The sequence below is a fragment of the Bacteroides sp. B1-V-101 genome, from assembly GCF_023656585.1.
Taxonomy (GTDB): Bacteria; Bacteroidota; Bacteroidia; order Bacteroidales; family Bacteroidaceae; genus Bacteroides; species Bacteroides thetaiotaomicron.
The window spans coordinates 29209-42482 of record NZ_JAMOKH010000016.1; the positions used below are offsets into that span (position 1 = coordinate 29209).

The 13274-nt window shown below is 42.1% G+C and carries 8 protein-coding genes; 3 read left to right on the top strand and 5 right to left on the bottom strand.

Annotation, left to right across the window (positions count from 1 at the left end):
• Positions 1-79: 79 nt before the first annotated feature.
• Positions 80-1447 carry a sensor histidine kinase gene (locus NBH01_RS13665; protein WP_225680078.1) on the bottom strand — a complete coding sequence of 456 codons (1368 nt, stop codon included), beginning with the start codon at positions 1445-1447 and terminating at the stop codon, positions 80-82.
• The gene (locus NBH01_RS13670) at positions 1444-2130 is read right to left on the bottom strand and encodes a response regulator transcription factor (RefSeq protein ID WP_008765779.1); all 687 of its coding nucleotides are present in this window, start codon (positions 2128-2130) and stop codon (positions 1444-1446) included. Before NBH01_RS13670 ends, NBH01_RS13665 begins: the two co-directional genes overlap by 4 nt.
• 122 nt (positions 2131-2252) lie before the next feature.
• On the opposite strand from NBH01_RS13670, the gene NBH01_RS13675 reads away from it, so the two are divergent.
• Positions 2253-2669 (top strand): ACT domain-containing protein, encoded by a 417-nt coding sequence (locus NBH01_RS13675; protein WP_195439330.1) that lies wholly within the window; start codon positions 2253-2255, stop codon positions 2667-2669.
• 21 nt (positions 2670-2690) lie between these two features.
• On the opposite strand, the gene NBH01_RS13680 is transcribed toward NBH01_RS13675, so the two are convergent.
• On the bottom strand, positions 2691-5543 hold the full coding sequence (locus NBH01_RS13680; RefSeq protein ID WP_195439093.1) for a glycoside hydrolase family 2 protein: 2853 nt from the start codon (positions 5541-5543) through the stop codon (positions 2691-2693).
• Positions 5544-5594: 51 nt separating this feature from the next.
• A complete protein-coding gene (locus tag NBH01_RS13685; protein WP_250700153.1) occupies positions 5595-8873 on the bottom strand; it encodes a glycoside hydrolase family 2 TIM barrel-domain containing protein in 3279 nt (1092 codons plus the stop codon).
• A 150-nt stretch (positions 8874-9023) separates the two neighbouring features.
• On the opposite strand from NBH01_RS13685, the gene NBH01_RS13690 reads away from it, so the two are divergent.
• Positions 9024-10541, top strand: a complete 1518-nt coding sequence (locus tag NBH01_RS13690; RefSeq protein ID WP_151209359.1) for a TlpA disulfide reductase family protein — start codon at positions 9024-9026, stop codon at positions 10539-10541.
• 313 nt (positions 10542-10854) lie between these two features.
• Positions 10855-12354 (top strand): sensor histidine kinase, encoded by a 1500-nt coding sequence (locus tag NBH01_RS13695; protein WP_055217780.1) that lies wholly within the window; start codon positions 10855-10857, stop codon positions 12352-12354.
• On the opposite strand, the gene NBH01_RS13700 is transcribed toward NBH01_RS13695, so the two are convergent.
• Complete coding sequence (locus NBH01_RS13700; protein WP_011107556.1) at positions 12351-13196, bottom strand: helix-turn-helix domain-containing protein; 846 nt, start codon at positions 13194-13196, stop codon at positions 12351-12353. The genes NBH01_RS13695 and NBH01_RS13700 overlap by 4 nt on opposite strands.
• Positions 13197-13274: the final 78 nt, after the last annotated feature.

Below are 13274 nucleotides of genomic sequence, written 5' to 3' on the forward strand. Positions count from 1 at the left end.
CGATGCAAAAGTAAGGAGGACTTCGGGAGGAAGCCGTTAGAGAATGATTAGAGTGGTATTAGAAAACTATTAGAGTTTCTTAGATATGCGGGAGTTTTACCACAAAAGTAGTTCCCTCGTCCTTATGAGAAGATACGGTAAGTTCGCCTTTGTGAAGGTGAATGATTTTCTGTGTCAAAACCATGCCTATACCATTTCCGGGAGCTATATTCTTGTTTTCTCCCCGATAAAACAGTTTAAACAGGTTTTCTTTGTCTGCATCGGACATTCCTACGCCATTATCAGACAAGCGGATAATAGCCCATTGTTCCCAATAAGCTATCAGGACGGATGAAGTCCGGTTGGAAGAGTACTTGCAGTTGTTCTCTACCAGATTCACAAAGGCAGTAGTCAACAGATAGCTGTTTCCGATTACGGTCAGCACATTATCTTCCTCAGCTTCCTGCTCAAATACTAATTCGATATGATAATCCGGATGGGCTTTTAGGACTAATTCTCTGGCATCCAACAGCAGTTCATCCAACCGGACCTCTTCCATTGTAATCTGTTCCGACTGATAGTCGGCTTTTGCAAGATTCAGCAATCCGTCGATCAGGTTTATGATCCGTCGCGAATCTTGTAGTGCATTGCCGATAGCTGCCTGATATTGTCCGGAGGTTCGTTCTTTCAACAGGGCCAGATCCAGTTCGGCTGTAAGGGCTGCCATAGGTGTACGTAATTCATGAGATACATTGCTGACAAACATCTTTTGCGAATTGAAGGACTTCTCCAAACGTTCCAGCAGTGCATTGAATGTAATACTCAGTTCTCCTAGTTCGTCCTGTTCGTTTTTCACTGGCAGTCTTTTGTCGATATGTGAAGCGGTGATTTTCTCCGCTTCTTTCACGATATTGCGTATAGGCTTTAAGGTGCTTCGGGAGAGGATATAACCGACAATCACCAACATGGTCAATCCTCCGATAAATAACAGAATGAGCATATTTCTCAGTGCATCCCGGTTAGCGTATCCATAGCCATCATAGGCAGCGGCAGTGACAATGTAGTCTTGTCCTTCAAACGGATACACAAGTCCTATTGCCTGATATTCGTCCACATAGAAACTGATATTCTTTCGTTTCAGAATACGTTTTACCATTTCGGGTGTTTCCTTGACTATGTCGTTTTGAAGGGCATCATGATATAGTATTTTAAAATCTGTAGTATAGACGGCTACCTCTACTTCATTAATAAACTTCTGATTATTCAGGTAAATAGACTGCATCGTTTTTGCATCTACCTGATTATTAAGAAATAAGTGGGCTTTGGTTATAGCTTCACTTTGCAGGTTTCGAAAGAAAGCATTGCTGCGCGAATGCTCGCTTACGTAATAGACAGCTATGACAAATGCGAAGAATACCGCAGCTGTAATGCCCGCATATTGCAGAGTCAGCGTTGCCCGGATTTTCATAATTTGTCAGTCAGTATGAAACCCATCCCTGCTTTGGTATGAATAAGTTTCGGTTCAAAGTTACGGTCTATCTTTTTGCGAAGGTAGTTGATATATACATCAATGAAGTTGGTTCCCGTATCAAAATGTGTGTTCCATACTTTCTCCGCTATCTCTACCCGGCTCAATACCCTTTCGGCATTTTCGACCATATATAGCAGCAGGTTATATTCTTTCGGAGAAAGTTTAATGGAAACGTTATTTCGTTCTACGTCCTTCCGCTGAAGATCAATGCGCAGATCCGCATAAACAAGTTCCTGCGGCAATTCCGGTACATTTCCCGAGACACGTTTCAATAGAACTTTGATTCTGGCATTCAACTCTCTGAAATCAAAGGGCTTCACCATATAGTCGTCTGCACCGGCATCGAAACCGTCCAGCTTATCGTTCGTTGATCCTAATGCCGTCAACATTAATATAGGAATACGGGGATTGGACTTACGGATTTCTTTCGTCAGCTCAAATCCGTCCATCTTAGGCAGAACAATATCAGATATAACCAGATCGAACGTATGTGCCTGAAAAAGCCGCAGCCCCATTAATCCGTCATAAGCTACCATGGTCTGATAACCATTTTCTTCCAGCCCGTTCATCAGCAAACTTGCCACTCTGGGTTCGTCTTCTATAATTAGTATTGTGTACATAGGAAAGAACTCGTTAATCTGAATCTATAAAACGAAACAAAAATAATGATTATTCCTCACTTATGACTCTTTTAAACCATTTTATATTTGCTATATTTGCGCAATTATCATCAGTTGAACTTATGTCAGGTATTAAAGAGTTAGAACTATTATTATCCAATATGGAGCCTGTGTTGGATGAGCGGGATTTTGTTTTTTGTTCTTTCCCAACACTCGATTGGGATCAAATGCGGGAGCTGAACCCAATCGGGATTTTCCATGAGAAAGAGGGTGTAACCTTCATTCTTGACAGGAAAGATGCTGTAGACAAAAAGATAGATTACCTGTCCGTTTACAGACTTATCACTCTCAATGTACATTCAAGTCTGGATGCGGTGGGGCTGACAGCTGCCTTTTCTGCCAAGCTGGCAGAAAAAAATATTAGCGCTAATGTGGTGGCGGCCTATTATCATGACCATATCTTTGTGCCTGAAGAGAAAGCGGAACAGGCTTTGGAGGCTATTCTTGAATTACAAAAAAAGGTACCCAACGCAATGTGAGTACCTTTTTATTTCATTTATTTATTCCATAAACCGGAAAATGATTCGTCCGCTCTGCGGACCATTCACCCATTTTGGCTGCGATGACGGGCCACATAGATCAGTCGAATTTACTTTATTACGTACAGGAGGAATCACATTCAAGACAGAGATTCCACTTTCAGGAAGCGTATAAAGTAAGCGGTCACGACCGTCACGCGGCTGATATACTCCGATGTAAGCATCCGGAGTTTCATTGGTCAGGCTGATAGTACCCTCTTTCGTACGGATGTTCATCCAGGAAACACTGCCGAAATATCCTTTGAATTCGGGATATGTGAAGGTTTCACCCGGAATAGGATCGTTATAGTCGTTTTCCCAGACATCGTATTGCGTGCCATGAATACGGTTCTGCCATACACGGTAGGGCCCCGCTCCCAGCCAGCGTTTACTGATCACCTGATCTTCGGGATAGTCGAAGCAGATTCCCATTAAATCTACCACGCCGGAGAAATTGTAGGTATAATCCAGCACCGCTTCTCCACTTGGATTGATTGTCCATTGCGCTTTATCCAGATTACCCAGTTTATAATTGGCAGTAACAATCAGATTGCCTCCGTCTTCTTTTACATCCAGTTTCGTGAATACAGCAGCATCAGGGAATTCGCTGTAGGTACGATCCTTTTCTTTCGCTTTTTCGTCATCGTGATTATAAAACTGATCCAATGAGCGGTCGGCACGACGGGCACCGATGAAACGAGGGCCGTTGGCAAAGCTGATCTTGCGATTGTTTACGGATACACCTTTCAGCTGACCGTCTTTCTTTGAGAAAATGAAAGTATGATTCTTCGCTTTTACGGTAAGTTCATTTTCTGTTTCTGTAGAGGTTACCTTATTAGATAAGGGAGAAAGCACTTCATTAGCCTGATTCAGTTTGTTCACAGGGAAAGTCCAGCGCCAAAGTTCATGACCGTATCGGTCGATGGCTGTGAGGAAAAGGGCATCGGCATCCGGAAGGATCGTTGTTTTAATATTCAGCACACCTGCCGAATGGGCTGCGACATCACTTCCTTGTGTTTCCCCTTGTTTCAGAACTTGGGCAGTTGTATTAGAAGCATCTGTTGCGGTAGGGAACTTCACCTGTTTCCAAAGGAAACGGCAAGTATTCAGATTCAGATAATCATAACGGTTTTCTACGGAGAACTTACCGTCAAACTGCTTGTCGACAGAAGTATTCATGATTTGTACCGGACTCCATAACTGCTTGATTGTGTAGAAACTGCCTTCCTTTTCATGATGTGGCCCTACAATACCGTCAGCGCCGAAATTTCCTTGATTATCAATGAATCCCTCCATATCGACACGCTTCACTCCTTCGTCTGCCAGTACCCAAAGGAAACCACCGATACAGCGGGGATGTTTACGCATCATTTCCCAATAGTCGTATAATCCGGCACCATGACCGCCATCATACAAACCGTGGAGAAATTCTGTCGGCATAAAGATTTCCGGCAAGCGCATATAGTTCTGACTTTCTCCGTAAGAACGGTAATGCATGGTTTCAAAACCAGAGAAATTGCCTTGCGGGTGAATCACCGGACGTTTCTGCGGATCGTACTTGTGAAATTCTCCATCGAGTTCGGTATTCCATCCTTTTTCATTACCATTACTCCACCAAATAATAGACGGGTGGTTAACGTCACGTTCTATCATTCCTTCGATCAGGCGTACTCCGGTCGGAGTATCGTATTTGCCATGCCAGCCTCCTAATTCATCCATCACGTAAAGTCCCAGAGAATCACAAGCTTCCAGAAACTCCGGATCAGCCGGATAGTGACTCAGACGGACGGAGTTCATATTCATGTCTTTCATCAGAAGAACATCTTCGATATTTTTCGCTTTACTTAATGTACGGCCACTTTCCGGACGGAAGCTATGGCGATTGACACCACGCACCATAATGCGTACACCGTTTACGTATAATCCATCACTTTCACGTACTTCGATGGTACGAAAACCGAATGTTTCTGTCTCGCTGTGCAGCACTTTTCCGCCTTTGTCCAGCAAAGAAAACTGAGCTTTATAAAGATTCGGCGTTTCGGCTGTCCACAGAGCCGGATCAGAGACATTGAGCTGTAAAGAAGTCCAGTCTCCTCCTGCTTTTACAGGTACGGTCGTTTCAGTTAGTTTTTTGCCTTTATTATCCAAAATCTGTGCCCGGATACTCATTCCGTCATTAGACAGATTGGTATAGCAATTGGCACGGAAGGAACCATCCATTTGTGCATCGATGGCGATGTGACGTAAATTAATCGCAGGTTTTACTTCTAGGAATACCGGACGGAAAATACCTCCGAAATTCCAATAGTCGGCACGTCGCTCGGCAAGATTCACACTGGCATTTTCGCTTTCCTTTGAAACGGTTACTTCCAGCAGGTTCTTTTTTCCATACTTAAGGAAATCTGTGACATTGTATGAAAAACGATAGAAAGCTCCCTGATGTTTCGAGCCGACTTTACGCCCGTTTACTTTAACTTCGGTATCTGTCATCGAAGCTTCGAATACCAGATTTACCTGCTGTCCGCGGAACTTCTCGGGGACCTCAAACTCGTACTTATACATTCCTTTTTCATCGGCGATACCTTCGGGGAAGGCTTTGCCATAGAAGGTGATTCCATACTGATAGGTGCCAAAGCCCTGCAACTCCCAGCATGACGGTACGCCGATCTTCGTCCATTTGCCGGAATTGCGTCCGTCAGTACAGAAGAAGTCCCATTCTACCATATCATCACATCCGTGACCGGAAAGGTATTGCCGTTCCGTTTGCGGAAGGGTTTGAGCAGCCAGAGTAGTTGCCAACGCCAAGGTTGATAATAAAGTGGTTACTTTTCTCATTGTTACTTTTATTATTGTGTTAGTTACTATTTATTTGAATCAATTCTTATTTTACTGCTTGCTGATGCGTATATGCAGCGTATGTTCTTTTTTCTCAATAGCATACTTCTTCAGTACGCCCGGTCCGCAGCTGCTATTCCCTAATCCGAGCACGGCCGCGTCCATACTGAGAATAATTTCGGGACGTGGTTTCAGATTGCAGTCATGAGTTTCTTTATATAAATCCTGTGCAGTATAATGCAAAGCAGAGGCAGAAAAGACATCTTCTACCGCGTCTACACGGATACCTTTATTCTGTTTGTCTGTCAGCGTAAGAAATTGTACTTCTTCCTTATTTCCGCTATCCTGCGGACGAGGATAATGTACATACTGTTCTGCTACCGTTCCCTTCCAGAGCCCTGTTGCGGCAGATGTCTTGCGATCGGGATAATTATCCTGTGGTCCTCTGCCATACCATGTAAAGGTATTATAGGCAGGAGCCAGACAGAATGCAAGTCCCAAACGAGGCAATTCCGGAAATACTCCTTGTGGTAAGAAAGTTGTTTTCAGATCAATGACTCCATCGGAAGAAATGGTATAGACGGATGTCGTTGTCACGTTGCCTTCTTTATATAAATTAGTCGTCCGGATACGTACTATGACTGCCCCATCTGCACGTACTTCATGATCGAAAGACTCCAGACTAATCAGAGGGTGGTCCATGCCATGCAGTTGCCAGTCTTTTGCCAGCCAGTTTCCGAAACTCTTGTCATTGTCTGTCGGTGCACGGAATGCTTGCGTGACAGGCTGAACCGGAAAATGATTCTGAGTCAATATTTCTTTGCCATTGTACATAAGGGAAGTTATACTTCCGACTGTTTTCTTTTCCCACTGAACCGAGAAACCGCGTCCGCTAACCGATAAAGATTTATCATCCTCTTTTACTTGCAGCGCTCCTTTATTGATCAGATCGGCAGACAACAATTCTCCTTGCTGTAAGCAGAATTGTTCCCAAGTAACTTCATGACCGGCTTTTGCCCAAAGGGCATCAGATTTCAATACGATGCTTACTTTTAGCTGACAATCAGAAAGCATATTCGTTGAGTTGCTGTTGTTGCTTTTTCTGTTTAAAGCCTTCTTGTCCGATAAGGAACGGAAAGCAGGTAAAGTGATTGTTTCACTCTCACCCGGAGCGACTTCCGGTAATGTGATTTCTCCCTGTTCTTTCTGTTTACCATCTATTGTCAATGTCCATAAGCAGCGATACTGAGATAAGTCTATATGATGATTCCTGTTTGTAACGATCAATTGTCCATTGTTGACGGCCAACTGAACCGGTGCATATACTTTCTTTACTTCCCAATATTTCGGAGTCGTCTCACGATCACTCATCAATAGACCGTTAAAGCAGAAAGCTTTCAGATTCGGTTTATCACCGAAGTCTCCGCCGTACGCCACCATAATGCGGCCATCAGGCAATTCTTTATAAATTCCCTGATCTACCCAGTCCCAGATGAAACCGCCCAGCATACGGGGATTGCTATATATTTCATCCCAATATTCTTTAAAGTTGCCCAACGCATTTCCCATCGAATGGGCATATTCGCTTGTCATCACCGGACAATCATCATTGGTACGTTCCGCTATTTCCAACAGCCGTTCCCAACGTGCATTTTCCGCACGTTCTTTGTCTTCTCCTTCTGCAATACCCGGATTCAGATATTCTTGTTTCACACGGGTATAAAAACGGCTGATCACATCGACCGTCTTCGGATCAGGATTGCCATCTACTCCCTGCGCACCTTCATAATGAACGGGGCGTGTAGGATCAAAATCGTGTAACCATGCAGAAATAGCTGCAAAGTTCGGTCCGTAGCCGCTTTCATTTCCCATACTCCACATCACGATACTTGGATAGTTCTTATCACGTTCTGCCATGCGGACCGCACGATCCATGAATGCAGCATACCAATCGGGAGTACTTGCCAGTGTCCCGCGCAGACCATGCTCTTCGATATCCGCTTCATCCATCACATAAAGCCCTAAACTATCACAGAGTTCATACCAGCGGCTCACATTGGGATAATGGCTGGTACGAACGGCATTGATATTTGCCTGTTTCATCAGCAGTATATCCTGAAGCATTCTTTCTTCACTCATTACGCGTGCCGTCCGTGGATCGTGTTCATGACGATTCACACCTCTGAAGCGAACCGGATTACCGTTAATCAGTAATTGTCCTTTATTGATTTCTACAGTACGGAAACCAACCGATTGCTCCGCCTGTTCTATCACTTTTCCTTCCGCATTCTGCAAAGTCAGGTGTAATTTATAAAGATAGGGTGTCTCCGCTGTCCATCTTTCCGGTGATTTTATTATGGCTGACAAACGTCCCGTCTTACGTGGCCCGCGTTGCGGATACCACTCATTCATCCGGCTTGCTTTGTGCTCCAGATCCAGTATCTCTTCCACCTCTCCCTGCAACTTTACTATCTCTTTTCCACTTGCGTCTTTCAGCACACCTTGCAGGGTATATCCTTTTCCAGTCATACCTCTGTATACACTAAATTGCGGATCGATCTGCAAAATAAAGTCCTCATAATTGCCAGCAGATGCAGGAAGAGTGCGTATCGCATAATCACGCATACGAACATCAGGTGTATGTATCAGATGAATGCTACGATGAATACCGCCAAAACGCCAGAAGTCCTGATCTTCGAGATAAGACCCGTCACTATAACGGTACACTTCCAGTGCTATCTGATTCTCACCGGTCTTCAGATAGTTGGTGATGTTAAATTCACTTGGCTCCATACTGCCTTGACTATACCCTACCCGTTCGCCATTTATCCAGACATAGAAAGCACTCATCACTCCTTCAAAGCGCAGAAAAGTCTGTCCGTCCGCTTCCCATTCCACAGGCCAGACGAATGTGCGCCGATACTGTCCGACCGGATTTCGTTCTTTATAGGTCGTATAGTCGGCTTTCGGCTCTCCCATTACCCGTGGAGGATCTATCTTAAACGGATAACCTGCAGATACATAAATAGGCGTGCCATATCCGTTGACTTCCCAATTGGCAGGAACAGGAAAGTCCTTCCAGTCTTTATCATTAAAATCAGTCTGATAGAAATCTATGATTCTTTCGCCCGGAACAGGAGTCCATCGGAACTTCCATGTTCCGTCCAAAGATATCGAACAGTCTCCTTTCTGTACGGAAAAAGGAGTAAAAGCAGCTCGTGCCGGTTCACGATTGATCTGGAGAACATGATGATTCTCCCAGTCATGCATTGTTTGTGCCTGCATCGGGCAAGCGACCAATGCGCCAAACACTAATGTATATATTTTCATTCGTTCTTTTTTCTTCATACCAAGAAGACGGACGAAGGGGCATTTTGTACCCCTTTCTTTTACATTAATATTAAAGAATAATAAAAGGAGAAACACTCTATGAAGAAAAGCTCTACCTTGTGACCTATAATTACTTCTAATATTTTTATTATGAAAAAACTACTATTCAGCAGCCTCTTTTTATTCAGTTGTCTCGCTTCACACGCACAGCATGAGTATACGATTGAAGGTGATGTAAAAGGAGTGAAAGACGGCACTCTTGTTTCCCTGTTTTTAACGGACGGACGTGTAGGAAGCGTAGTTGCTTCGGATACGATACGTAATGGCAAGTTCTTCTTCAAACGAAATGCAGGAGAAAGCGGTATGGATCAATTATCCCTTATGTGTAACCGCGAAGCGGATTTTCCTTCGATGTCTTTGGAGATTTATGCAACTCCCGACGCTCAAATAAAAGTGACAGGCACCAATACTCTGATTTATACATGGAAAGTAGACAGTCCGGTAAAAGAACAACAGGAATATAACCGATTTATTGAAAACTCCCGTGACCTGTGGGATGAATACCAACGTCTGGCTATCAAAGAGAAAAAAGCGGCCTCTAAAAGTGAATATGATTTAATAGAAGCAAAAGAGGACAGCATATCAGCTATTATCAAAAAACGGGAACTTAAGTTAATGCAGGAACTCCCTGTTTCTAACATCTGGATGGATAAACTGTTCGGTTTAAGTATGTCTGTGAAGTACAATCCCAAGTTTACCTATAAAGAAGAAACATTGGCTTTGTATAACAGACTGAATGAAGAACAGAAAGCTTCCATCAAAGGACAGGAAATTACAGTCAATCTTTTCCCTCCCAAAACAGTGAAAGAAGGAGATGATATGGCAGACACCGACCTTTTCGACCTCGACGGAAATATTCATCATCTGGCTGGCTTTAAGGGAAAATATATGCTTCTTGACTTTTGGAGCAGCGGTTGCGGACCTTGTATTATGGCACTCCCCGAAATGAAAGAAATCCAGGAACAATATAAAGACCGACTCACGATTGTCAGTTTGAGTTCGGATACCAAAAACAGATGGAAGGCTGCTTCTGCCCAACATGAGATGACCTGGCAAAACCTGAGTGACCTGAAACAAAATGCAGGATTGTCCGCTGTATATGATGTCAATGGTATTCCCAACTATGTTCTCATCTCTCCGGAAGGCAAAATCATGAAAATGTGGTCAGGATATGGCAAGGGTAGCCTGAAACTTAAAATGCGCAGATACCTGGATACACCTAAGCGCGAAATGAGTATCGTTCGGAAAGCCAACACCAAGATCGTTAACCATCCAATTTACAAATCAACCAATACCGACATTCTTGAAGTGAAGCAGGTGGAATTGACGGATACGGCAACAGTCGTTCACTTCTATGCATACTACATACCCAAATATTGGATACAAGTGAGTACAGATGCCAAGTTAACAGACGCAAAAGGCGTATCATATGCCTTGAAGAAAGCGGAAGGCATTACTCCCGGTGAACATTTCTTTTTGCCCGAAAGCGGAGAAGCCGAGTTCTCACTCACATTCGAACCATTACCTTCCGATACAAAATCGTTTAACTTCACGGAAGGAACCGCCAAAAAAGACTGGCAAATAAATGAGATAAAACTTATTAAGTAGAGAATAAAGAAGAAACTAAACCTATCCTTCTTTTTTCTTTATTAAAGATTCAATTGAAGACTTCGAAATAGCTGCATATTCCGAAGTCTTCTTTTTTATTTCATCAATCGATTCTAAAAGTTATAATTAAAATAAGAATATCAATTATTAAAATGCAAACATCGTTTTAACAATTAAGGTCTTGCGAATTAAAATACTCCTTCAGACAGAAGTAAAAACAGAAATGAATATCGTATTATCTTCCGGGAAATGGTTTTCTTTGTTATGTATTCATATCACTAATCTCATATTCTGCATTAAAAAATAAAAAGAAATGGAAGAGAATAAACAAACACTTTACAATGATGAGTTGCTAGATATCTTACCTGACGGAGTTATTATATTTAATATTAGTGGAGAAGTAATACAGCTTAACCGGCAAGCTCTGACCGAACTTCATGTGCATTCATCAGTCAATGCAATGATGCCTCTTCCAACCAATATCCTTTTCAAATTATTAAATAATAAAGAAGACATTCTTTCTGTCATCTTAGAAAAGATTCGTCAGGGTGAACAAACTTATTCGCTTTCTGAACATACTTTCATGCAAGAACAGGTGGATTATACACAATTCCCGATCAGAGGTGATTTTGCAACGATCAAGGAAGATGGCAATCTGAAAAAGATATTATTCTTTTTTCGTAATATCACTGTAGAACTGACACAGGAGTATATTCTGAACACAGCCTTACAAAGAACCAGGATATATCCGTGGTATTATGATATAAACCGAAGTGAGTTTACCCTTGACAACCGTTATTTCGAACATTTGGGTATTTCGGCCGGAGAAAATAACACTCTGACTATGGAGGAATACGTAAATATGATTCATCCGGACGATCGGCAAGCTATGGCTGACGCCTTTATTGTACAGCTTAGTGGCATAGAAACATTCGATAAGTCTGTCCCTTTCCGCTTGCATCGTGGAGACGGAACTTGGGAATGGTTTGAAGGACAGTCTACTTATATTGCCAATATTTCGGGGCACCCTTATCGGTTGGTCGGTATCTGTATGAGTATTCAAGAATATAAGGACATAGAGAATACCTTAATCGAAGCACGTAAGAAAGCTGAAGAAAGTGACCGGCTCAAAATGGCTTTTCTGGCAAATATGAGCCACGAGATTCGCACACCACTAAATGCAATAGTCGGCTTCTCTGATGTAATTGGTGCTACGTATGATGAATTAAGCGAAGAAGAACGTGCCGATTTTGTGAGACTAATCAGCATCAACAGCGAACACTTGGTAAGACTGATTGATGATGTACTTGATTTATCCAAGATTGAATCAAATACCATTAAATTTACTTTTACTGACTGTTCTCTCCAGTCTCTCATGATGGATATAGAGAAAGAACAGGCAATGAAACCTATATCGGAAATAGAGATCAGAGCATCATTACCCAATGAAGATGTCTATATTAACACAGATGCTACACGTCTGAAACAAGTCATATGTAACTTTATTAATAACGCCCGTAAATTTACCGAAAAAGGGTATATTCATTTTGGTTATGCGGTTGATCCAGTCAATGCAGACTCTGTGAATATCTTTGTGGAAGATACCGGTTCGGGGATTCCTCAAGAATGCCAAAAAGAAATATTCGACCGTTTTTATAAAGTAGATACTTTTAAACAAGGAACCGGCCTGGGACTTTCTATCTGCAAAACGATTGTGGAACATTTGCAAGGAGACATCTCTGTAGAGTCTGAAATGGGAAAAGGCAGCCGGTTTATCGTTACTCTTCCATTTGAAAGGCAGACAGAAGATTAATGTCCTCTGTATTCCTGCGGAGTGACACCGGTATGCTGCTTAAAGAATTTATTGAAGAAAGAGATATTATTGAATCCCAAAGACAAAGCGATATTCTTCACAGGTTCATTACTTGACTTTAAACGAGACTTAGCATCCATCAGAATGACAGAAGCAATGACTTCCAGCGGGGTATTCCCCGCTGCCTTTTTAATTGTTGAACAAAAATGAGGCAGACTAAGTCCCAAATGATCAGCATAAAAAGAGGCACCATGATGAACTGTATAATTCTTCATGACCAGTTGCAGAAACTCCTGATATATCTCATATTTTCTTGATTGAGTAGATAAATACCGATTGCTCTGTAGCTTATAAATCTCTGTTGCCCCCTGAATAAACATAGTGAGTACAGCCTTTACGATTTCTTTATTGGCCAATGTCTTGGCAGAAGCATACGCAAGAATCAATGACTCATAAAACATCTTATAGCTACAGGCTTGCAATGGAGACAAATTGATAACCGGATTTTCTACTATTATCGGAAGCAGATGCTGGGTGGACTTCATCAGATTTATATTTTCTATGAACTGAGATGAAAAGCCTGCATAATAAATATGAATATCAGATGAAAACTCATGAATTTCCATGAAATAATTAGGTGGCAGAGTGATTAAATCATTTTCGACAATATTATATCGTTCTCCATTAATTGTTGCCTGTATTGTCCCTTTCACACAAAGTATGAAGAATCCTGCCTCTATTTTACAATGAAAATTCTTATACCCATTCAGTAAGTTTATCCCAAATCCTTCTCCCACTATATAATCAACTGTTAAATCGTACCTCGGTATATCGCTTTCCATCGTTATTTTGTTTTTTACTTCAAATATAGAGATTATTTAAAATCTACGCTCGAAATAATTAAAATCTGACTATCGAAT

What these genes read in the sequence shown, in the direction of transcription:
- NBH01_RS13675 (WP_195439330.1), top strand. Translation starts at nt 2,253, where the DNA reads ATGTCAGGTATTAAAGAGTTAGAACTATTATTATCCAATATGGAGCCT.
- NBH01_RS13680 (WP_195439093.1), bottom strand. Translation starts at nt 5,543, where the DNA reads ATGAGAAAAGTAACCACTTTATTATCAACCTTGGCGTTGGCAACTACT.
- NBH01_RS13685 (WP_250700153.1), bottom strand. Translation starts at nt 8,873, where the DNA reads ATGAAAATATATACATTAGTGTTTGGCGCATTGGTCGCTTGCCCGATG.
- NBH01_RS13670 (WP_008765779.1), bottom strand. Translation starts at nt 2,130, where the DNA reads ATGTACACAATACTAATTATAGAAGACGAACCCAGAGTGGCAAGTTTG.
- NBH01_RS13695 (WP_055217780.1), top strand. Translation starts at nt 10,855, where the DNA reads ATGGAAGAGAATAAACAAACACTTTACAATGATGAGTTGCTAGATATC.
- NBH01_RS13690 (WP_151209359.1), top strand. Translation starts at nt 9,024, where the DNA reads ATGAAAAAACTACTATTCAGCAGCCTCTTTTTATTCAGTTGTCTCGCT.
- NBH01_RS13665 (WP_225680078.1), bottom strand. Translation starts at nt 1,447, where the DNA reads ATGAAAATCCGGGCAACGCTGACTCTGCAATATGCGGGCATTACAGCT.
- NBH01_RS13700 (WP_011107556.1), bottom strand. Translation starts at nt 13,196, where the DNA reads ATGGAAAGCGATATACCGAGGTACGATTTAACAGTTGATTATATAGTG.